Origin of the sequence: Enterococcus avium ATCC 14025 (assembly GCF_000406965.1) — a bacterium.
GTDB classification, from domain to species: Bacteria; Bacillota; Bacilli; order Lactobacillales; family Enterococcaceae; genus Enterococcus_A; species Enterococcus_A avium.
Map to the genome: position 1 here is coordinate 611,789 of NZ_KE136357.1, position 22,428 is coordinate 634,216.

At 40.8% G+C, this 22,428-nt stretch carries 18 protein-coding genes; 3 read left to right on the forward strand and 15 right to left on the reverse strand.

The window, feature by feature from the left end; genetic code table 11:
• Positions 1-121: 121 nt before the first annotated feature.
• The 5 genes from dhaK to glpO form a co-directional block, all read right to left on the reverse strand.
• Entirely contained in the window at positions 122-1,105 is a 984-nt protein-coding gene (gene dhaK / locus OMU_RS02925; RefSeq protein WP_034876009.1) for a dihydroxyacetone kinase subunit DhaK, read from the reverse strand.
• A gap of 40 nt (positions 1,106-1,145) precedes the next feature.
• Positions 1,146-1,673, reverse strand: a complete 528-nt coding sequence (locus tag OMU_RS02930) for a GNAT family N-acetyltransferase (protein WP_081638466.1) — start codon at positions 1,671-1,673, stop codon at positions 1,146-1,148.
• 63 nt (positions 1,674-1,736) lie between these two features.
• Entirely contained in the window at positions 1,737-2,459 is a 723-nt protein-coding gene (locus OMU_RS02935) for an MIP/aquaporin family protein (RefSeq protein ID WP_016178472.1), read from the reverse strand.
• Positions 2,460-2,555: 96 nt separating this feature from the next.
• Positions 2,556-4,064: a glycerol kinase GlpK gene (glpK, locus tag OMU_RS02940; RefSeq protein WP_016178473.1), complete on the reverse strand. Its 1,509-nt coding sequence runs from the start codon at positions 4,062-4,064 to the stop codon at positions 2,556-2,558.
• 25 nt (positions 4,065-4,089) lie between these two features.
• Positions 4,090-5,895: a type 1 glycerol-3-phosphate oxidase gene (gene glpO, locus OMU_RS02945; RefSeq protein WP_016178474.1), complete on the reverse strand. Its 1,806-nt coding sequence runs from the start codon at positions 5,893-5,895 to the stop codon at positions 4,090-4,092.
• 307 nt (positions 5,896-6,202) lie between these two features.
• Between glpO and OMU_RS02950 the strand changes: the two genes are divergently transcribed.
• Genes OMU_RS02950 through OMU_RS02960 form a run of 3 tightly spaced genes read left to right on the forward strand, consistent with a single transcriptional unit; the run spans position 6,203 to position 9,018 of the window.
• Positions 6,203-6,886: a response regulator transcription factor gene (locus OMU_RS02950; protein WP_016178475.1), complete on the forward strand. Its 684-nt coding sequence runs from the start codon at positions 6,203-6,205 to the stop codon at positions 6,884-6,886.
• On the forward strand, positions 6,883-8,319 hold the full coding sequence (locus OMU_RS02955; protein WP_016178476.1) for a sensor histidine kinase: 1,437 nt from the start codon (positions 6,883-6,885) through the stop codon (positions 8,317-8,319). Before OMU_RS02950 ends, OMU_RS02955 begins: the two co-directional genes overlap by 4 nt.
• Positions 8,320-8,376: 57 nt before the next feature.
• On the forward strand, positions 8,377-9,018 hold the full coding sequence (locus tag OMU_RS02960; protein ID WP_016178477.1) for a hypothetical protein: 642 nt from the start codon (positions 8,377-8,379) through the stop codon (positions 9,016-9,018).
• A 180-nt stretch (positions 9,019-9,198) separates the two neighbouring features.
• Here the strand turns inward: OMU_RS02960 and OMU_RS02965 are convergent, their stop codons facing one another.
• The 10 genes from OMU_RS02965 to OMU_RS23645 all read right to left on the reverse strand — a co-directional run.
• The gene (locus OMU_RS02965; RefSeq protein WP_016178478.1) at positions 9,199-10,995 is read right to left on the reverse strand and encodes a heavy metal translocating P-type ATPase; all 1,797 of its coding nucleotides are present in this window, start codon (positions 10,993-10,995) and stop codon (positions 9,199-9,201) included.
• Between the two features lie 222 nt (positions 10,996-11,217).
• Positions 11,218-11,907, reverse strand: coding sequence for a response regulator transcription factor (locus OMU_RS02970; RefSeq protein ID WP_016178479.1), 690 nt, complete (start codon positions 11,905-11,907; stop codon positions 11,218-11,220).
• Positions 11,908-11,916: 9 nt separating this feature from the next.
• Positions 11,917-14,478, reverse strand: coding sequence for a sensor histidine kinase (locus OMU_RS02975; protein WP_016178480.1), 2,562 nt, complete (start codon positions 14,476-14,478; stop codon positions 11,917-11,919).
• 65 nt (positions 14,479-14,543) lie between these two features.
• Positions 14,544-15,074, reverse strand: coding sequence for a potassium-transporting ATPase subunit C (locus OMU_RS02980; RefSeq protein ID WP_016178481.1), 531 nt, complete (start codon positions 15,072-15,074; stop codon positions 14,544-14,546).
• Positions 15,075-15,090: 16 nt separating this feature from the next.
• The gene (kdpB, locus tag OMU_RS02985; RefSeq protein ID WP_016178482.1) at positions 15,091-17,121 is read right to left on the reverse strand and encodes a potassium-transporting ATPase subunit KdpB; all 2,031 of its coding nucleotides are present in this window, start codon (positions 17,119-17,121) and stop codon (positions 15,091-15,093) included.
• Positions 17,122-17,136: 15 nt separating this feature from the next.
• Positions 17,137-18,813, reverse strand: a complete 1,677-nt coding sequence (gene kdpA / locus OMU_RS02990) for a potassium-transporting ATPase subunit KdpA (RefSeq protein WP_016178483.1) — start codon at positions 18,811-18,813, stop codon at positions 17,137-17,139.
• A gap of 223 nt (positions 18,814-19,036) precedes the next feature.
• Positions 19,037-19,441: a pyridoxamine 5'-phosphate oxidase family protein gene (locus tag OMU_RS02995; RefSeq protein WP_016178484.1), complete on the reverse strand. Its 405-nt coding sequence runs from the start codon at positions 19,439-19,441 to the stop codon at positions 19,037-19,039.
• 198 nt (positions 19,442-19,639) lie between these two features.
• Entirely contained in the window at positions 19,640-20,884 is a 1,245-nt protein-coding gene (locus OMU_RS03000) for an MFS transporter (protein WP_016178485.1), read from the reverse strand.
• Positions 20,885-20,987: 103 nt separating this feature from the next.
• Positions 20,988-21,758, reverse strand: coding sequence for a Cof-type HAD-IIB family hydrolase (locus OMU_RS03005; RefSeq protein ID WP_016178486.1), 771 nt, complete (start codon positions 21,756-21,758; stop codon positions 20,988-20,990).
• Positions 21,759-21,948: 190 nt separating this feature from the next.
• On the reverse strand, positions 21,949-22,428 hold a 480-nt coding region (locus OMU_RS23645), incomplete at its 5' end, for an ISL3 family transposase (protein WP_016178487.1).

The window sequence follows — 22,428 nt, forward strand, 5'->3', positions numbered from 1 at the left end:
AACTACCTTTTGATAAGTTTTCTCATCCTTTTAGCAGAACTGGCAGATTTGAATACTCTTTTGTTCAGCTTATGATCATTATAAATCAACCAGCTCAATTATTTAAATATAACCTCTTAAATTACCACGCAATTGTATGAACTGGTTCGTTCAAAAAGCGTAACCGTTCGTCATCTAATTTGATCAGGGTGATCGATGCGCCAGCCATTTCAAGGGAAGTCATATAATTTCCTACTTTACTGAAGGTAAGTTCGATTCCTTCCTCAGCAAGGATCGCTTTTGCATCGTTAAACAAAATAAACAGCTCCATCAATGGAGTAGCGCCCATTCCGTTGACGAATAAGCCATATTTATCGCCGGATTTCCAATTGAATTCTCCCTTGATCTTTCCGATAATTTCTTCAGCAATTTCTTTTGATCCTTTGATTTTTTCACGGCGATAACCTGGTTCGCCATGAATTCCCACACCGAATTCCATTTCATCTTCAGCCAATACAAACCCAGGCTTGCCGACTTCTGGAACCGTTGCACCCGATAAGGCGATCCCAACAGTTTTAATATCTTTGACTAACTCTTTTCCGTAACTGGCCAATTCAGCAACAGATTTTCCTTCACGGGCCATACCACCGATAATTTTATGCACTAAGACTGTTCCTGCGACACCACGACGTCCTTGTGTGTAGGTACTATCTTCCACAGCAATATCATCATCTACTAAAACAGAATCAACTTCGATGCCATCCATTTCAGCCAAATCTTTTGCCATATCAAAATTCATCACATCGCCTGAATAGTTTTTGACGATCATTAGTGTACCTTTACCTTTATCGGTTGCCTTAATTGCTTCATGAATTTGATCTGGCGTCGGTGAAGTGAAGACCTGCCCACAAACCGCCGCACTTAACATACCATCTCCGACAAAACCTGCATGTGAAGGCTCATGACCGCTTCCTCCACCGCTGACTAGCGCCACTTGATCGTAATCGTCACTTCTTGCCACAACGAGTGTTTCGGGAACTTGCTTTACATAATCAGGATAAGCACCCACTAATCCGCTTACCATTTCTTCCACGACATTCTTTGGATCATTGATAATTTTTTTCACTTGCTCTTCCTCCTTGTAAATAACTTTATCCTTTATAATCTTATGACTGATCTTCTTTAAGTAGCCCATAAATAAGTGTATCCTGCCAAAGTGGCGTGCCGTCTTGCTGCTTACTGAAATAAATATTTTTTCTCAGATGTCCCTCTTTAGTGAATGACAACTTCTCTAATAATCTCCATGACGCCTGATTTTCAGGATGACACTCTGCAAAAATCCGATGTGCTCCTTGTGCGAAAACTTGATCAATCATTGTGTAAGCTGCTTCATACGCATAGCCTTGATGTTGATAATCATAATGAAAAACAAAGCCTAATTCCCAGCTGTCTTCCACTACCTCCTCAAGATAAATGTTTCCAATCACTTTATCTTCAAGACAAACCGCCCAAAACTCGTTCGATTCGCTATGGCTTTTTGCTATCTCCTTACTCTGCTGCTGATTAATCGGCCCGTAAGGCTCATATTTCACCACGCGTTCATCCGAGAGATAGCCCCACAAATCTGGCCAATCACTAGGCATAAATTTCCTAATTACTAATCGTTTGGTTTTTATATTTTTCGTCTTTTCCATACTATACTTGTCCTAAATTTAAAGCATACTAGGGTAATAGAAAATTCTATTACCCCATAAAATCTACATTGGTAAAATCATAAATAGCAATGCAGCTAAAATTCCACCGATGATTGGTCCAGCGATAGGAACCAAGGCATAGCCCCAATCGGAGCCTCCCTTATTTGGAATCGGCAGAAACGCATGAGCGATTCGCGGACCAAGATCTCGCGCTGGATTGATCGCATAACCTGTTGTCCCTCCAAGCGAAAGCCCAATGACTAAGATCAGAATACCAACCGCGATTGGATTTAATCCATCACCAAATTTGCTCATTCCAAAAGCTAATAAAGCAAATACCAACATGAAGGTCCCGATGATCTCACTGATCAAGTTGGCGCCTAAGCTGCGAATCGCGGGTCCTGTTGCGAATACCCCTAAAATTGTGGCTTGATCCTTCGTTTCCTTCCAATGCGGATAGTAGTGAATGTATACTAAAACCGCACCAATAATAGCACCGATCATTTGTCCTAAAATATATGGGACAACCATATCCCAGCCGATTTTCCCAGCAATGGCCATTCCAATTGTGACAGCAGGATTCAAATGGGCAAATGACATATAACCTGCAGCATAAGCACCGATAGTAACAGCGGCGCCCCAGCCTAAGGTAATCGCAATCCAGCCGGCTCCTTCTGCTTTTGTTTTTCGTAAACTAACACCGGCTACAACACCATCTCCCAATAATACTAAGACCATCGTTCCAATAATTTCTCCAATTACCTGCGTTGACATACTCGTGTCCATAAACTCATCCCCTTTAAATTTTTGTTGCTATATCAGCTGTACCGTAAATTTTTTCTCTCATAAAAATTTAGTTGCCAGTACAGCTGATGTATTCACTTATTTTTCTTTAGGCTGATGTTTATATTGCATCGTCGCTTGGACTGCTTCTTGCCAGCCTGCATATAGATCGTCTGTCACGTCTTGATCCATCGCTGGTTCGTAGCGTTGTCCGTCAGAAGCAAATTTCTTAATGTCATCAATATCTTTCCAATAGCCGACAGCCAAACCTGCCAGATAAGCCACACCTAGAGCTGTTGTTTCCAGATATGGCGCACGTTCTACTGGGGTTTGCAGAATATCTGCTTGGAATTGCAGCAATAGATCATTTTTTGATGCGCCGCCATCCACACGTAATAATTTAATATCAGTACCAGAATCCTTGTTCATGGTTTTTACAACGTCCGCTGTTTGATAGGCTAATGATTCTAAGGTTGCACGGATGAAATGCTCTTTGGTTGTTCCGCGAGTCAATCCGAAGATCGCTCCACGTGCTTGCTGGTCCCAATAAGGAGCACCAAGTCCAGTAAAGGCTGGAACTACGTAAACATTTTCACTGCTGTCAACGCGTTTGGCATAATCTTCTGATTGCGGTGCTTTTTGGAACATTCGTAAACCATCACGCAACCATTGGATCGCAGAACCAGCAACGAACACACTTCCTTCTAAGGCGTAAGTTACTTTGCCGTCAATGCCATAACCAATCGTCGTTAATAATCCGTTTTCAGAAAGAATTGGTTCTTCCCCTGTATTCATCACGATGAAAGCGCCGGTTCCATAGGTATTTTTAACCATCCCTTTATCAAAGGCCAGCTGTCCAACTAAGGCAGCTTGCTGGTCCCCAGCCATACCTGCGATTGGAACCTTGTTACCATAGAAATGATAATCAGCCGTATAACCATAAACCTCTGAATTTGATTTTACCTCTGGCAGGATTTCTTTCGGAATGTCTAACAAGTCTAAAATTTCTTGATCCCATTTCAGGTCGTAGATGTTATACATCATTGTCCGGCTGGCATTGGTGTAATCAGAGACATGAACTTCCCCGCCTGTTAATTTCCAAACTAACCAAGTATCGATTGTTCCGAATAGTAATTCACCATTTCTTGCCCGTTCGCGCGAACCTTCCACATGATCCAAGATCCATTTTACTTTGGTTGCAGAGAAATAAGAATCAATCAACAGTCCGGTTTTCTTTTGAATCATGTCAGAGTGTCCCTGTTCCTTTAGCTCATCAGCAATGTCGCTTGTTTGCTTCGATTGCCAGACTATTGCGTTATAAATAGGATGTCCTGTTTCCTTTTCCCAGATGACCGTTGTTTCACGTTGGTTGGTGATCCCGATTCCTTCGATTTGATCGGGTTTTAACCCGCCTTCAATTAATGAGCCTGCAATAACTGATTGAACCGAGTTCCAAATCTCATTCGCATCATGTTCTACCCAGCCTGGTTTTGGAAAATGCTGTGTGAACTCTTTCTGTGAAGAACTTACTTCCTTCCCTGCTTTGTCGAAAACGATTGCCCTGCTTGACGTTGTTCCTTGATCGATTGACATGATATAAGACTCCATGTTTCCACTCCTTTTTATATTATATTTAGTGCTTTTTTAAATCCGTTAATTGGGTTTCCTTGATCTGTTGATCTAGTTCTGATTGATACGCTTCTTTTGTAGCAGCGTTCCAGTCGAAGTAGTCAGCCATAGCATCAACGACAGCGTCTTTGATTTCCATTAAGCGATGGCTGATAAACAGCATATAATTGGTTCGACGTAATAAGTAATCTACCGGCGTCAGCGTCATCTCTTCTTCCATTGCGTAGCGTAGTGACATCGATTCTGCCAAGGAGAGTCCTTCAAAGGCTCCTTGCTCCTTCAATGCGAAGACTTTTTCTGCATTCGAACCATATAGTTCTGCAATAAATTTGGCCTCTTCGGAACTTAAGCCCTGATCTTCGCCTTTTTTGGCAATAGCTTCTAAGGCTTCATCGACATTTTTCGAATCGAGTTCCCCGCCGGATACAGGATAATTTTCTGAGTCAATAAGTTCGAACTGACTGTCCGATAAGAGTTCAATAATTTTCTTCATCGCCCCTGTCGCCATTAAACGGTAATCTGTTAGCTTGCCACCTGATAGAATCAATAATCCATCGTCAGCGATGGTCAGATCACTGCCGCGAGAGACTGCTGAAGGATTGTCCTTTGGCTCTTCCTTTGCCGCATCGGTGATTGTTTTTTCGACTTCTGGACGAGATTGTTTACCATTGGCATAATCCTCAGCCGCGTTAATAATTTTTTCAAAATTTTCGTCACTGATTTTTTCTTTGGTTGTACCATTATAATCACCGCCGGCTTCACTAATTAACGGTCGTAATCCCGCCCAAGCAGCCTCGATGTCTTCAATTGTCAGATTTACCTCAGGATAGCGACGATTGACGATTTTCAACAAATAATCAACATCTGCCTGTTCGACAGTCGGATGATTGTAATCTCCTTGATAATCAGTATCCGTCGTCCCAAAATATGTTTTGCTTTCTCTTGGAATGACAAAGACCATCCGTCCATCATTTTCTCCAGTGTCAAAATAAGTGGGCTGCGGAACTTTCAGCTTCTCACCATCAACGACTAGATGTACCCCTTTGGTTGGTCGCATATGGGGCTTGTGATCAATTTTTTTATCCAGCTTATTAACCAAATCTGACCACGGTCCAGCGGCGTTAATTACCAGCTTGCTAGTAACAGTCAGCGTATTGTCTGTTAGCCTATCTTTGACTTTTACTCCTGAAACTTTTCCTTGATCATCATGGACAATTTCTTCGACCTTCATTCGGCTGACTGCAATCGCACCATCATCTACGGCTCGTTTAATGTTCTCGATTACTAGCCGAGCGTCATTATTGCGATAATCCAAATAAACGCCTCCGCCTAATAAGCCCTCTGATGCTAACTGGGGTTCCCGTTCTAAAATTTCTTCCTTGCTCAACATGTAGTTCGCATATTTTCCGCCTGTGATCCCAGCTAGATGATCATAAAGATCCATGGCTACCTTGACGGAAAATAGATTAAAGGTAGAGCCTGGTTCATCAAAAATCGGTAAAATCATTGGGTCCGCTTTCGGAATATGCGGAGCAATTCCCTGAATAATTGCTCGTTCGCTGACTGTATCAGCGACTACTTCGACATCAAAGGTCTTGAGATAACGGAGGCCCCCATGAACCAGCTTGGTCGACCGAGAAGACGTTCCTTCAGCAAAGTCTTGCATTTCAAGTAATGCCACAGATAATCCTGAAGCCGCCGCCTGCAGTGCAACCCCAGCTCCAGTGATTCCGCCGCCAATAATTATTAAATCAAACGCCCCCTCCTTTAACTGTTGAATCATTTGGTTCCGCTCTTTAAAAGAAAACATACTTTACACCTCACTCTTATTCATGCAATATTTTTCTTAAAAATGGCGATTTATCATTACAGAATCAGTTTATCACAACGAAAAACGCTTTCAAAAGATTTGAATCGCAACAGCTTGAAACATCAAATCTGTCAGCCCTTTTCATTCTAACCGGCTATGAAAAAAAGAATGTTGGAAATAACTCTTCAATCATTTATCCCTCTACTTTCTTTTATGATACCATGCGAAGAAACTACTTTCGTTCTTTATTTTTGCTCTCTTTCTAAGATATAATTGCGGTAAATGCAGAATAAAGGGGGGAACGGTTATGAAAATTTTGATTATTGAAGATAATGAACAGATTGTTGATGTTCTTATGCGTTATTTGAGCAAAGCAGGATACGAAACCGCGGTCATCCAGGATGGCAAAGAAGCACTCCCCTATTTCGAAAAGCATCCAGTTGATTTTGTTCTGTTAGATATCATGTTGCCAAATGTCGACGGCTTTACGATCTGCCAGCAGATTCGCGAAAAATCGACGGTTCCAATCATTATGATCACTGCCAAATCAGAAGATGCGGATCGTATTTTAGGATTGGAGGTAGGCGCAGATGATTATATTATCAAACCTTTTTCACCCAAGGAGGTCCTATCTAGGATCAAAGCAATCTTACGGCGTATTCATTTTGAAAAAGAACCGTCTGTCAACCAATTATCTCTTGGTTCGCTCCGTTTATTTCTAGAAAAACGCCAAGCAATCGTTAACCAACAGGAAATCAAATTGACCAAAAAAGAATTTGAATTGTTGGTTCTTTTCGCAAAATATCCGAATAAGGTATTTACCCGTGATAATTTACTGGATGCAGTCTGGGGCTATGACTATTACGGCGACAGTCGTACCGTTGACAGCCATATTAAACGTCTGCGAGCAAAATTGAAGAAAGCCGGCGTTACCGATTGTCAGATCGAAACCGTTTGGGGCGAAGGTTATCGAATTGAGGTTTGCTCATGAAAAAAATCACGACTCGTCTGATCCAGCATTTTGTCGGTCTATTATTGATTTTTGCCACTATGATTGCCCTGTTCTTTGGTGTACTGTTTGCCAAGCAGACTGAAGACTTGCATCAAGAAGAAATGACCCATCGCAGTAAACTGATCAGTGAAACCTTAGCGGATTATTTCAGCTCCAATACGAAAATGGGACAAAGCGGCGGCATGGGCGGTTATGGAGCCTTTTTGCGCTTTCTCAATCAAATCGCTGGTGAAGAAGTTTGGGTTTTAGATACAGAAATGAACCCGGTCATGACCTCTCATCATGACAATGCCAATCTACAGATTGAGCCGCCAAATGAGGCGAAAAAGCTAGTCACTGCTACCTTCGATACGAAGAAAATGCAAGTGGCAAAAAAACGAAATCTGTTTCAGCTACAAGAATTAACGATTGCAACACCTGTTATGAACAATGATTCCGTCGCGGCTGTAGTCCTGATGCGTTCAAAGGTTGATGTCATTCATCAAAACCAAATGTCTGGCTACTTGATGCTGCTGTTAAGTCTCGTAGGTGCGGTGATTATCGCAAGCTTTCTGGCTTGGCGTCTTTCCAAACGATTCGTCAAACCGATCGAAATGATGCGGAGCTACGTAAACGAGCTGGCAAATGAAAACTACGAAGAAACCTTAGCGATCCAAACAAAAGACGAACTGCAGGAATTAGGCGATCAGTTGACTTTGTTGAGCCAACGTCTGGCAGAGGCTCGTTCAGCCCGTGACCGCAAAGAGCAATCAGAAAAGGATTTTCTTTCGCAAATATCCCACGAACTTCGGACTCCGGTCATGGTGATCAAAAGCTCGCTAGAGGCGATTACTGACGGTTATTTGAGCACACAAGAAGAAAAAGAGTATCTATTGCAGCTATTAAAGGAAAGCACTAACTTGGAACGACTGATCAACGATTTACTGGAACTAAGCAGATTGCAATCAACTGAATTTCATCTACAGAAGGATCTCGTTGATCCATTGGATTGTGTCAATGATGCCCTGCGTAGCTATCGATTAGTTTTGAAGGAAAAAGGCCAAGAAATTCGCTTAGAAAATCACTTGTCTGAACCACACATGATCCATGCAGATTATTTGCGGATCACGCAAGTTATTAAAATTTTGCTGGATAATGCAACAAAATATGCGCCGGAATATTCGCTGATTACTGTTGAAATAGCGAAAAAAACGAAGATGTTGGAGATTGATATAAGTAACGAGTGGCATAATCCGATCAAGCATCCAGAACAGCTTTTTGAGTCCTTTCAACGGCAGAGCGGCACAAATGTCAATGGGACTGGTCTAGGATTAGCCATCGCTAAGCAAGTCATTCGACGCCATGAAGGTCAAATTATGGCAGAAGTAATTGGCAATCAATTCTTGGTCAAAATTTTATTACCCACTTCATAATTGCCATACTTTTGCCACATTCTCCTCCTATACTACAATTGAAGGAGGAGATCACTCATGAAGAGTCATAAAAAGAAATTGGTATCAGCTTCATTATTATTTGTTGGCATATTAAGCTTCACTACATTAAAAGCAGACGCTGTTGCAACGAATCAAGACGTTCAAAATCTGCGCTACTGTACGATTAATAACATTTATAAAACACCACGAGCAGATTGCCCTTTGCGACAAGATCATATTCTCAATCGTTTAGATGAAGACGGGACTACTAGACCACAAAACGGCAAACAAGACGGGACCGGTTCAAGACGCGCTGATCGGCCAAGAATCGCTGATTGTCCAAATTACGCAGCAAAGCAAACTCAAGCAACTTCCGACCCAGCAACTGAACCGACTGCAACAGCTAATAACACGCAGCCACAGGATGGCGCCGGAAATCAATACGGCCAGCAAAATAATTATGATTCAGCTCAAGAAACCACTAGCATGAATCAACAAACCACCCAATCTCAGCAAGTCCAACAGCCTGCACAGCAACAGGAAACTCAGCAACAACCCGTCCAACAACAGCAAGTGCGGCAACATCAACAATACACAAATCAAACGTCGCAAAACAATGTACCCGTGCAACAGCAGAATCGTGTACATCATAACAACATACAGCCGCAAACGGGTAGTCATCACGGCCGTCACCATTAAAAAAGGAGCTGTGACAAAAGACTTGTCATAGCTTCTTTTTCCGAATAAACGGTGTTCCAGAAGTAGCTTCTTCGGAAATAAGCCGAAATTTCACAAAAATTTGAGGAACAACTTTCGGAAATTCCTTCTTATTTCTTGAAGCTGACCATTTCTGTCACAACCTCATCTTCTATTATATAATCACCGATCTTTTCTTGCCCGTAATGCAGATAGGATCGAAACCGTATCAATCACTTCCTGCAGAGCCGCTCCTAGCAATGCTGGAATCACACCAGTACTTGCAATCAACATCAAAATGACACATATTACAATCCCGATCAGCACAGATTGACGAGCAATTTGCATCGTGTCCTGAGATAAGCGGACAGCGGCTGAAACACGACTAAGATCATCCTTCAAGATCACCGCATCGGCACTTTCACTAGCTGCAGTCGATCCATGAGCCCCCATGGCGATTCCAATGTCCGCCACAGCAAGCGCCGGCGCATCGTTAACGCCATCTCCTACCATGATTCCTGGACGATCTGCGTCACTCAAGGTTTTGATTACATTAATTTTTTCCTCCGGCAAGCATTCCGCATATACCTCAGAAATTCCAACTTCCTCTGCTATTTGATTAGCAATCGATTGGTGATCTCCCGTCAACATAATCGTTTTCGTAATTCCTAGTTGATTTAATTCCTTAATCGTTTCCGCCGATTCTTTGCGAACAATATCAGTAAATGTAATGTACCCCACATAGCAATCATTGATTGAGATATAAACTGCTGTCTTCTCACTACTTAGCTGAGTGGTTGTACCAACAAATGAAGCTTTTCCAACACGAATATTTTTGTCATTAACGGTTGCTTGAATTCCTTGACCAGTAACTTCCTCTAAATTTGTTACTGGCAACAGAGGAAGCTTCTTTGCCTTTGCATAAGCCACTAGAGAGCGAGCTAAAATGTGACTGGATTCTTGCTCACCACTAGCCGCGTAAGCAACAATGTCTTCCTTTGTGAAATCCTCCGAAGCCACATATATCTCTTCAACAGAAAGTCTTCCTTCTGTCAAAGTACCAGTTTTATCAAAAGCGATGCTTTTTGCTCTCGCCAGCTTTTCAATTGACGTGCCCGTTTTCACCACAATTCCATTTCGACTGGAACGACTCATTCCGGCGACTAAAGCCACCGGTGCAGCCAAAATCAAAGGACAAGGAGAAGCAACTACTAACACTTCTGCAAAACGAACAGGGTCCTTTGAGACGAACCAAGCAATCCCGCCAATAATATACGCGATGAGTGTGAAGGGAACCGCATAACGATCTGCCAATCGGACAAAATGAGCGGGCTTGGCTTCAGACTCCTTAACTAATTTTACCAATGTCTGATATTGGCTATCTTTTGCTGTCTTTGTAACCTTGAAGCGTAACGCTGCATCGCCGTTGATTGAGCCTGACATCAGCTCGTCATTTAGCTCTTTTTCGACTGGTTTGGATTCTCCTGTCAGTGAAGACTCGTCAACAAAAGATTCCCCAGCGATAACCCGCCCATCGACTGGAACCAATTCGCCAGGTTTAACTAAAATCGTGTCGCCAACTTGAACCTCCTCAACCTCTATATCGGTTACTTCTTCTTCCTTGACGCGGTGAGCGACCTGCGGCGAATTATCCAAAAGAGAGCGTAACTCACGACTTGCTTGATGACTCGCATAATCCTCTAAACTATCTCCACCTGTTAACATGATCAATACCATCAGGCTTGCCCAATATTCACCCACCAACAAGGTAGCGATAATAGCTGTGATAGCTAAGATATCGACTCCGTATTTTCCAGAGCGTAGCGTTTTAACCATACCAATCAACATAGTAATCGCCATGATTCCTCCAACAATAGCAACCAGCCAAAAGGCCAATTGCTCTTGATGAAAGCCAAATTCCAGAATCAACGCGACAATTCCTATCACTACGGTTAACAAAAATTTCTTTACATTACTCATGTCTCTACGCCTCCATCTATCTTCAATATTAGATTAGCACCGCAATCAGCTAATTGAAAATAGAACCCATTAAATGATAATGATTATCATTAACAGCTCGGAAAAGGCTTATTCTACTTTAGAATTACTATAAATAAAAGTTTTAAAAAATTATTCATTTCACTGCATTTCCCACCTAATAATCTTGTTTCTTGTTGGTATTTTATCATTGCTTACTATTAACTATTCGGATCGATGATCGCGTAAACGATAACCCACGCCAATTTCAGTGATCAAATACTCTGGTTTCAATGTATCCTTCTCAATTTTTTTACGAATATTAGACATATTTACTCGCAATGTTTGTGAATCATCACTATATGGTCCCCAGACCTCGGTCATTAGGGTTTGGTAAGTAACAACTTTGCCTAATTGTCGAAACATCAATGCTAGAATTCGATACTCATTTTTAGTTAAATGAATCTCTCTTCCATCCTTATAAACTAATTGTTTCTCAAAATCGATCTTTAAGGCTTTATTTTCGATAACTGAGATAGCCTCTGTCTGAACATTTTGATGGCGTAAAGCGGTTCGAATGCGGGCCAACAGTTCATTTGTGCCAAATGGCTTTGTCACATAGTCATCAGCACCTAAATCCAAGGCTTTTACTTTTTCCTCCTCGTTGCTTCGAGCAGAAATAATAATAATTGGTAAATGCAGGCGCTTGCGCAGAATTTTCAGCAGATCAATTCCATCAATATCAGGCAGACCTAAATCTAATAAAACTAAATCAATCGAAGTTGTTTGAAAAGCAGTTAATGCCTCCATTCCCGTACGAGCAATCGTTAATTGATAACGTTCTTGGTCTAAGACAACCTCCATAAAATCTGTGATGTTCGGGTCATCTTCAATCAGTAAAATACTAGCTTTCATAAAAATTCCTCACTTCAAATAAATTCTAACCAGCGTCTTGCCTTCACCAACCATCATTTCCATCTTTCCATTGTGGGCATGGATGATTGTTTTTACGATACTCAATCCAATCCCCAGCCCGTTTTTTGAATCCACTGGTACTTCGCTTGTGCTGGATAAATTTGTTTGGATTTTTTCAAATTGTTTTAAGGGAATTTCGCCATCATTTTCGATCTCGAAGACCGTCTGATCGTTTTTCTGATACACAGTTAGTTTTACAGGTTGCTTTTCTTCTCCATGTCGAAAGGCATTTTCAACGATGTTGAATAACGCTTGTTCAATCAAAATAGGATCTGCTTGGATAAAGGTTACTTCAGATGGCAAAGAAATCTCGACCTGTCCTTCTGGATAGACCTTTTTTAAATGCTGATACACCGCTTCAATAATTTCTTCTATGGGTTCAGCTGTTTTATTCACTTTCATCGTATCCATATTGATACGTGTGATGGATAAGAGGTTTTCCACCATTCGGATCAGCCACTGAGATTCATCTTGAATATCCGCTAGTAACTTTTGACGCGTATTCTCTTTTAAGTCAGAGCTATTACCTAACGTTTCAGCGATGCCAGAAATAACAGTCAATGGCGTTCGTAAATCATGGGAGACTGCTCGCAATAGGTTGCTTCGGACTTTTTCTCTTTCATTTTCCATTTCAACCCGCTCTTTTTCACTCTTCAATTCTGTTTGTTCTAAAATAACAGCAAGTTGCGTCAAAACTAACTTTAAATAATTGAGCTGATTGTTTTCTAAATCAAGTCCGGCATTACGCTCGATCCCTAAAACTGCTAATGTTTTTCCGCTTGCGATGATGGGTAAATAAAATCCTTTAGCCCCAATCAGCGTATCGGTGCCGTTGCCTGCTTCCTTTTGATTTTTAGCTGTCCAGAAAGCAACAGCGGCTTCATCCTTGGTGCTTAAAATCGAAGGTTTCCCACTAATACAATGAATACTTTCTACCTTTGCCTGAGAATCAAACAAGATTACTTCACGTTCTAGTAATCTAGATAAGTAAGTCGCTGAAATGTCGAGAATTTGATTACGATTGTCGGCCAAGACATACTGCTTATTCAGCTCGTAAAGCAATTCCATTTGATGTTCTTTTTCCATTGAACTTTCTGCTTGTTTTTTTAAACGAACCATTAAATTACTAATTAGGATCGCAACTAAACACATGATCAGCAGGGTGATTGGGTATCCTTGCTTGTAGACAGTCAAGGAATACAAAGGCTCCACGAAAAACCAGTTAAAAGACAAAACACTTAAAATAGACGCAAGTGAACTCCAAAAATAACCAGATGTAGTTCTTGCAACCAGTAAAATAAAAAAGATATAAATCAGCATCAGGTTTTGATCACCAATATGGATATACTGCATCAATTCGGTTACGATCGTCGCCAAGAAGACTCCTCCTAGCGCGATCACCAAATCTTTCCCGCCACCTTCTATGATCTTACGTGTTCTAAGAAAGAGGGATTGCTTCTCCTCCTTAAAGGGAATCAAATGAAGCTCCGTGTCATTTAAACGTTTCAACAAGCGGTCATCAAATGCCTCAATGAAAATTTTCTCATACCAAGGCTGGCGGAGATTTTTTCCCATAATGATATCTGTGACACCCGTCATTTTTGCGAACTCGACGATTGTTTCAAAGCTATTATCCTCTTCAATACTAATTACTTCAGCACCCAGCTTTTCTGCTAAGGGTATATTAGTGAGCGTATTTTCCTGAGTACGGACCTGAATGACCGTCCATTCTGCTCCTAAACCTTGAGCTAAACGCGCGGTCCAACGAATCGATTTTTCCGTCATTTTAGGAAAAGCATCATTCACCACCGTTAGCAATTTGCTTTGAATCCTAATCGTTTTAGCACTGATTCGATTGATATGATCAGAAGCACGTTGTATTGCCAGTCCCCGCAGCTGATCTAGCTTTTGAGGAATGAAAAAATTTTGCAAAGCTCGCTTCGCACTTTCACTGGCATAAATTTTTCCCTGCTCTAAACGATCAATCAACTCCTCGGGCTCCACATCAACCACCTTGATGGTTGCCTGCTGCAAAAACGTATCCGGTACAGTTTCTTTAACCTCGACGCCAGTGACCTCCTCAACGATATCATTCAAGCTCTCAATATGCTGAACATTGACAGTTGTGAATACGTCAATTCCCGCGTTTAACAACTCGTCTACATCCTGATATCGTTTACGATTTCTTGACCCTTCAGCATTTGTATGGGCCAGCTCATCGATTAAAACAATCTCTGGCTTTTGCTGGATAATTTGATCAATATCCGGTTCTGTTAAAAGCATTTGCTTATAAAGAATTTTTTTAGGGGGGATCTGCGGCAGGCCTTCCAATAAGCGATTCGTATCTGGGCGATCATGAGGTTCGATATAGCCGACGATAATATCTTTCCCCATCAGCAATAATTCATGAGCTTCCGAAAGCATACTATAGGTTTTACCGACTCCCGCCGCAAAACCAAAAAACACGCGTAAACGGCCACGACGTCCATCACCCATTTGCTTTTTCTCCATTTTTTCCCTCCTTCCTATGCACAACAATTCTCTAACCACCTAGCTGGTTAGAGAACCCATTCCAATTATACATCAAGTTTATCTAATGCTAGGTTCAACTGCAAAACATTGACATATTGTCGATCAGAAAACCAATCCTTTTGTACTTTTTCCTGAATGATCTTTTGAATCACTCGTTTAGACAGTCCGCGCTCATTAGCGATACGAGATACTTGAAATTCAGCTGCTTTCAAGCTGATATCCGGATCAACGCCACTAGCAGATGCTGTGACTAGATCGTTAGGAACTTTTTTCTCCGCTGGATTTTTCGCTAATTCTGCTTGGATTCGTTTTTCAACTAATCGTTTTTGTTCATTAGAAACTGGCGACAATTGACTCACCTGCTGACTGCGTCCTGAAAAATATTTATCCTGTTCAAAGGGTTGTCCAATCAAGGTTGATCCAACTACTTGATTATCCTTCGTTAGTTGGCTGCCATTCGCTTGATTTGAAAAAAGCAATTGGCCCACGCCAGTAACCACTACCGTATAGAATCCGCCGAAAACAATTAAGCTAAAGATCAAAAATCGTATACTACCTAGAATACTTCTCCTCATTTTTTCTGCTCCTTCTTTATAAAATGATCATTGAAAGAATCAAGTCGATGATTTTGATAAAAATAAATGGGGCAATGATTCCGCCCAAACCGTAAATCAGCAAGTTATGGCGTAGAATCTGACTCGCTGGTTTTTCCTGATAGCTGACCCCTTTTAGTGCCAAAGGAATCAGTGCAACGATTACCAATGCATTATAGATAACGGCAGATAAAATCGCTGTCAACGGACTACCTAATCCCATGATATTTAGTCGATCCAGCTGAGGATAAATACTATAGAATAAAACTGGAATCACCGCAAAATATTTAGCGATATCATTGGCAATACTGAAGGTCGTCAAAGCGCCGCGAGTCATCAACAATTGCTTGCCAATCTGTACGACCTGTAATAATTTGGTCGGGCTGGAATCCAAGTCAATCATATTCCCCGCCTCTTTAGCAGCTTGGGTTCCTGTATTCATCGCCAAAGCTACATCCGCCTGCGCTAGTGCTGGCGCATCATTCGTGCCATCACCTGTCATGGCGACCAGATGGCCTTTTTCTTGATACTCACGAATCAAGTCCATTTTATTTTCTGGTGTGGCTTCAGCTAAAAAATCATCTACTCCTGCTTCTGCCGCAATTGCCGCTGCTGTCAAAGGATTATCACCAGTGATCATAATTGTTTTGATACCCATTTTACGCATATCTGCAAATTTATCTTTTACACCGTTTTTTACGATATCTTTTAAATAGACGACACCCATTACCCGATTATTTTTTACTACTACTAAAGGTGTCCCGCCTGCACGAGCAATTTTATCAACAATCTCGTCACATTCAGCTGGATACTGTTCTCCGTTTGACTGAACGTATTTTTTCATCGTATCCGCGGCGCCTTTACGAATCTCATCCCCGCGATAGTCAATACCGCTCATTCGAGTCTTCGCACTAAAATCAATAAAAGTTACTTCAGATTGTTGAAATGCTCTTTCTCGCAAATTAAAGCGTTCCTTCGCTAAAATCACGATACTGCGTCCTTCTGCCGTTTCGTCGGCTAAAGAAGATAATTGTGCTGCATCGGCAAGCTGCTCTTCACTGACACCATTCACCGGTAAAAATTCGCTGGCGCGACGATTCCCAAGCGTTATGGTTCCTGTTTTGTCTAGTAGAAGAACATCCACGTCGCCAGCGGCTTCGATCGCACGACCACTCATAGCGATGACATTTTCCTTCGTTAAACGACTCATCCCAGCAATCCCGATCGAGGAAATCAACGCACCGATAGTTGTCGGAGCTAAACAGATCAATAAAGCAATAACAATAATCATGGATAAAGCTTCACCTTTACCAGATAACTGACTGCTAAAGTCTGTAAATGGCACTAAGGTAATCGAAACCGTTAAAAAAATGATTGTCAGAGTAATCAAGAAAATTTGTAGTCCGATCTCATTGGGTGTTTTTTTTCGTTGGGTCCCTTCTACCATCGCGATCATTTTATCCAAGAAAGATTGGCCGTTTTCTGAAGTTACTCGAATCACTAGATAGTCAGAAACAACAGTGGTTCCGCCTGTCACCGCACTGCGATCGCCACCAGATTCACGGATAACGGGAGCGGATTCACCTGTGATAGCACTCTCATCGACAGAAGCTGCCCCCTCGATTACATCGCCGTCAGCCGGAATCTGTTCTCCAGCACGTACATAAATCAAATCACCACGTTTTAAATCAGAAGATCTCAACTCGGTAAAATTCTCTTCTTTAATATCTGCTAAGCTTTGTATTTTATAGGTCATAATTTCCTTTTTGGCCTGTTTTAAACTATCGGCCTGTGCTTTTCCGCGACCTTCTGCTACAGCTTCAGCGAAATTGGCAAAAAGTAAGGTCAACCATAGAAAGACTGTGACAGAAATACTGAACCATAACGGCACATGCATCGGATAAAAACATAACACCGTGGTGATGATCGCGCCTAAATAGACAACGAACATCACTGGATTTTTGATTTGTTGACGAGGGTCTAGCTTCTTAAACGATTGACCCACAGCCCATTGATAAATTTTCTTCATTTTCACTCACTCCATCTATTTCATCGTAAAGTATTCTGCAATCGGACCTAATGCTAAGGCTGGAAGAAAGCTCAATGCACCAATCACTAAAATAACTATAATTAACATAGATACAAACGTTGGACTAACAGTAGATAACGTACCTGAGCTTAAAGCCGCTTTCTTTTTGCTGCCCATACTTTCAGCTAAGAGCAGAATAGCTATGATTGGCAGGTATCTTGAAACAAGCATTAACAAACTACCTAAAAGATTAATAAATGGCGTATCAGCTAATAATCCGCCAAAAGCACTTCCATTATTATTTGCTAATGAAGTCGCTCCATACAGCAATTCACTAAATGCATGGGGTCCCTGATTCGTCAGCCATGTTAATACTTCCGGATGTAAAACGAATACCATTGTTCCAAACAGCGTCAGCATCAATGGTGTTAAAATAACAATACTAGCCATTTTTATATCAAAGGCTTCAATTTTCTTCCCCAAGTATTCCGGCGTCCGCCCCACTAACAATCCAGCAATAAAAACTGCCAACAGTAGAAATGCCAACATGCCATAAAGTCCGCTGCCAACGCCGCCAAAGATGATTTCTCCTAGCTGCATCAAGAACATTGGTATAACTCCGCCCAATGGCATAAAGCTATCCAGCATTGCATTTACTGAACCATTGGAAGCAGCAGTTGTTCCCACAGACCATAAGCTTGACCACCCAACGCCGAAGCGAACTTCTTTGCCCTCCAGATTCGTTGTTCCAAGTACATGTGCAAATTCCGGACCATAGAACTCACTAAAGGCCACACCAATAAAAGCCAACAATAGGAAAAATAGTGAAACAATCATGATTGTTCGACCTTGTTTCCAGTCCTTAACCCAAAAACCAAAAGCAAAGATTAATGCGGCTGGAATCAATAAAATTGCCAAATTTTCTAAAAAGTTCGAGAAAATTGTCGGATTCTCAAACGGGTAGGCTGAGTTTGCACCAAAGAAGCCACCACCGTTCGTTCCAAGCTGTTTGATCGCCACTTGACTAGCTACTGGTCCTAAATGAAGCCAGAGGTTTTTTCCCTCTAATCCCTCATAAGAAATACCTGATTTGAAAGTTTGGACAGTTCCTTGAGAAATCAATAGAATCGCGAAAATGATTGATAACGGTAATAAAATATAGACCAAACTGCGGGTCAAATCCTGCCAAAAATTCCCCAGCGCCTTCTTTTTAACCTGTGAAAGTCCCCGAAGCAATGCAACTAAGACTGAAAGCCCCACACCTGCTGAAATAAAATTCTGGACGGTTAATCCAAACATCTGCGAAGTATTTGATAAGGTCGTCTCTCCAGCATATGCCTGCCAGTTAGTATTCGTTACAAAACTAACAGCTGTGTTCAATGCTAACGGCAACGATAAATTTTTCACAGATGAACCGCCAGGCATAAAGTGTTGTGTCATTAAAATGACGATCAACAATATGATTGATGAAATACTTAATAGTAAAACACTTGCTCCGTAACGCTTTGCGGACATTTCTTTTTTACTAATTGGTCCGATAACCTTATAAAACAATCGCTCCAAAGGTTGAAGGAATCGAACACCCTTTGGAATCTTACCTTGCATAATTTCTTTGATATACCAGCCTAACGGTAACGCCAATGCTAATAAAATAAACAAGAAAAATAATCCTTGATAGATGACACTACTCATATTTCTTCCCCCTTAAATAAAAACCAGAAAAGATAAATCATTAATAAGAGTCCAATGATTCCCAAAATAATCGTCATTTCATTTCTCTCCTTATTAGCCCTACTTCTGTTGTAACAAGGCTTACTTTCTTTACTTTTTAAGCATAAAAAAAAAGACCTAAAGATAGTGTGAAACTTACGTCCATTTCTTTACACTATCTTTATATGGTCTTTTAAGGTTTTTTTTAAAAGGTGGTTACTTGAAAATCTTGATAGAACTCTCCTTGATCAAAAGTAAATTTTAATACGGTGAAATCTGACAAGCCTTCCCCTTGTTCATAATAAATGTGGTATTGATCCTGCCAAAACTCAATTTTATCCGCTTCTTTTGATAACACCTCCATCTTTCCAATCAGCGATATACCAGTGAAATTTTTCGCATCATAAAAATATACACAGGCTTTTGAATTAGCCAAAAATTGTTGAACTTTATTCGATGAGGTATTCGTATGCAGATACAAACAGTTATCATCGATTTTTATCGGCTTTAGCATCGCACGAATCATTGGATATCCCTTTTCAGTAATAGAACCTAAAAAACACAGTTCTTGTTTATCAACCAATGCTTGTAATTCCTTTTGAGCATTCATTCTTATCCACCCCTTTTAGATTAGTATTCCAAAACACTAACAAAAATGCAAGTAAATTTACATTAACCCCATCATTATTTATTATTATTATCGCTTTTCACAAAAAGTTATAAACAAAAAAACATAAAATTCATTTTATACCAAACTTCTTAATCATAGCAAAGCACATCAGTTCTAAATTAACGACGTGCTGCTTAGTTATTCTTTTACCGTATAAATATCGCTTTCTTTGGTTTCTCTGAACATCATAAAGCACACAAATGAGATTAACAAAACGAACACGCTGATCATAAGCAATGGGATAAAAACATTGGTTGTCGTATTTCTAAATACTAATCCCATCACCAACTGACCTAGCGGCACCGCACATTGTGCTACCGCGATAATGGTTGCCATAACCTTGCCCAAATTTGCTTTTGGCGTAATCTTTTGAACAAGTGAGATTAGGTAGATTGAGATTGCACTCAACATCATTCCGATAATAATCTCCATAATAAGAACAACCATAAATCCTATACTTGCACTGGTCATACTCAACAAAATATTCGTAATCACCAAGATAATTCCCGAATAAGTAAATACACGATAAAAATTGTTAAACTTCAGATTTTTCGTCAACGGTCCTGCTAGAATTGCCCCGACGATACTAGAAAGACTAAAGACACCCATTCCAATACCATACATTGTGTCATTAACCTGCAGTGTCATCCGTAAAATAATTGGTAAACCAACAATAAAGAACGAGGTCAAGACAAAATTGATCGCCGCGGCAATCACGATTGATTTGAAAATCACTTGATTATTTTTGACTTCTTTAAACCCGTCCTTTAAATCAGCGGTTAATATTTCCATAACAGTTCCCGTTGTTCGTTCACGTTTTTCAAAGGGAATTTTCAAGAAGCTTTCAACAATCGCAGCAATCACAAAGAAGACAATACTGCTGGCAACCAGCAGCTTCGCGCCCATCAATCCGTAAAATATCCCGCCAATGATCGGTGCTACCACATTAGACAACTGTAAAATTCCATTTGATAATCCATTGATTTTCTCTAGCTCGTGTTCCTCTACCAATAACGGGATACTCGCTCCCACAACTGGTGTATCAAAGCTGCCGACAATCGCTAAAATAAAGATCAAAATTCCAATACCTAAGATAGATTCTGAGGTTCCTACTACTAAGAATAATAGCGCCGCGATAATAGCATTAGCGACATCCATTAACACCATCAAAATCTTTCGATCAAAACGATCCGCAATTGCTCCGCCAATCGGCGCAAACAAAACCGGCACACTAGAGATTGCTAAGACTGTGGCAAATACATCAGCTCTTCCTGTTACATCCAAAACAAATAGCGACAATGCAAAGCGTAATATCGCTCCACCAAACACAGAGATAAATTGCCCCAACATCAAATAGATAATATTTCTCTTATTCCCTTTCACACTCTCTCCTACTCTCTTTCATTGATATGCTTAGCTTAACGAATTCTTAAACTTTGAACATCCGCCTTAAGTCTCATTGTTTTATCCTACTTTTAGTCACTTCTTATGAAATCAATCCATAATGCTTTAGCCCTTCCAACACACCATTCTCCGTTTTCGCCACATAAGAAGCCTGAGATTTCAATTGATCCGTCCCATCTCGCATTGCTACTCCGTAATCTACCAGCTGAAACATACTTAAATCATTATTCTGATCACCAAAGGCATAGGTTTCTAGTTGTGTACCTGACAACGAGGTCAAGAGCTTTTGGATGGCGGTTCCTTTTGAGACCGTTTTTGGCAGGACATCAATCGCTAATGGAGCAAAACGAACGGTATCTGCAACGGATGCTAATTCTGCGCTTACTTTTTTCTCCAGCTCTTCACTTAAATAGAGATTCATAAAATTAACCGGGTTCTTATGGAAAAAATTAGGCGAGATTGGAATCTCTTGAATTCCCATATAGGCGATGTGCTCTTTTACAACATCCGATAATCGATTGACCGCGAACTCCCGTTGATTAAAGTAACCAGCCGCTAGACGATTTTCTTTGGCAATCGCTAAAATTTTCTCAATTTCTGATGCTGAAAATTTTGCGTTCTGGATTGTTTTGCCGGCTAAACGTACATAGCAGCCGTTAGATAATACGAAGTGCTCCGCCTTTAGTAGCGTTAATAGCTCCTTTACTTCATAATAGCTGCGACCCGTTGCAATGATTGGCAGTACCTCATTTTCTCTTAGCTGGTCAAAAGCGTCGAGCGTCTCCTGAACCACTCGCAGGCTTCCCCCTAAACACAATGTCCCGTCTAAATCAAAAAAAGCTAGTTTCTTCATGTTTGTCATCCTTTCAAATACTCTTGATTTATATGAATGCACCAACAAGCCCATCAGACAAAAAAATCCGAGAAAAAAGTGGCTCTTCGTCAAATCGTGTTGGTGAAGACAAATTTGAATAAAACTTAGTCCGATATGCGACGCGTTCTGTGCGCCGCATATTTTTTTAGTTTTCAAAGATCAGACCTTGTTATAAATAGATCCGTGCCCGAAAGTTATAAAAGTTGCGATAACCAAACGCAATTCGTTTAATCAGCTTGATCTTGTTATTCAGCCCCTCCGTGACGCCGTTTGAGTGGGACACTTTAAAGGCATTTGAAATGCCCGATTGGTAACGATGGAAGATCGTGAATTTCTTTTTAAACGACTGAGGTAACGTAGATGAAATTGTTTTAAGGGTTTCTTGAAAGCCTTCCGTATCTCGTTTAACGAAATAATAGCGTAATAATTGACAAAAATGATACGCTGTTCGCAATTCTTCGTTGTAGCTTAACAGTTCATCGACGATTTCTGTTTGACTAATTGGTCGTTTAAACAGTCGATGATAATGCCGTTTGAGTGGCTCCAATGTCGTGGAATCTTTGAGTAAGAGTTTCCAATATCGCTTGAGCCGACGGTACTTCTTCTGATTTTCAGAGTGTGAGGTTCGAAAACGATTCATGATCTGGAC

Excerpts from the sequence above, each read along its gene's own strand:
- glpO (WP_016178474.1), bottom strand. The coding sequence starts at position 5,895 with ATGTTTTCTTTTAAAGAGCGGAACCAAATGATTCAACAGTTAAAGGAG.
- glpK (WP_016178473.1), bottom strand. The coding sequence starts at position 4,064 with ATGGAGTCTTATATCATGTCAATCGATCAAGGAACAACGTCAAGCAGG.
- OMU_RS02955 (WP_016178476.1), top strand. The coding sequence starts at position 6,883 with ATGAAAAAAATCACGACTCGTCTGATCCAGCATTTTGTCGGTCTATTA.
- OMU_RS02975 (WP_016178480.1), bottom strand. The coding sequence starts at position 14,478 with ATGGAGAAAAAGCAAATGGGTGATGGACGTCGTGGCCGTTTACGCGTG.
- OMU_RS02980 (WP_016178481.1), bottom strand. The coding sequence starts at position 15,074 with ATGAGGAGAAGTATTCTAGGTAGTATACGATTTTTGATCTTTAGCTTA.
- OMU_RS02950 (WP_016178475.1), top strand. The coding sequence starts at position 6,203 with ATGAAAATTTTGATTATTGAAGATAATGAACAGATTGTTGATGTTCTT.
- kdpA (WP_016178483.1), bottom strand. The coding sequence starts at position 18,813 with ATGAGTAGTGTCATCTATCAAGGATTATTTTTCTTGTTTATTTTATTA.
- OMU_RS02930 (WP_081638466.1), bottom strand. The coding sequence starts at position 1,673 with ATGGAAAAGACGAAAAATATAAAAACCAAACGATTAGTAATTAGGAAA.
- OMU_RS03005 (WP_016178486.1), bottom strand. The coding sequence starts at position 21,758 with ATGAAGAAACTAGCTTTTTTTGATTTAGACGGGACATTGTGTTTAGGG.
- OMU_RS02935 (WP_016178472.1), bottom strand. The coding sequence starts at position 2,459 with ATGGACACGAGTATGTCAACGCAGGTAATTGGAGAAATTATTGGAACG.
- OMU_RS02970 (WP_016178479.1), bottom strand. The coding sequence starts at position 11,907 with ATGAAAGCTAGTATTTTACTGATTGAAGATGACCCGAACATCACAGAT.
- OMU_RS02960 (WP_016178477.1), top strand. The coding sequence starts at position 8,377 with ATGAAGAGTCATAAAAAGAAATTGGTATCAGCTTCATTATTATTTGTT.
- OMU_RS02995 (WP_016178484.1), bottom strand. The coding sequence starts at position 19,441 with ATGAATGCTCAAAAGGAATTACAAGCATTGGTTGATAAACAAGAACTG.
- kdpB (WP_016178482.1), bottom strand. The coding sequence starts at position 17,121 with ATGAAGAAAATTTATCAATGGGCTGTGGGTCAATCGTTTAAGAAGCTA.
- OMU_RS02965 (WP_016178478.1), bottom strand. The coding sequence starts at position 10,995 with ATGAGTAATGTAAAGAAATTTTTGTTAACCGTAGTGATAGGAATTGTC.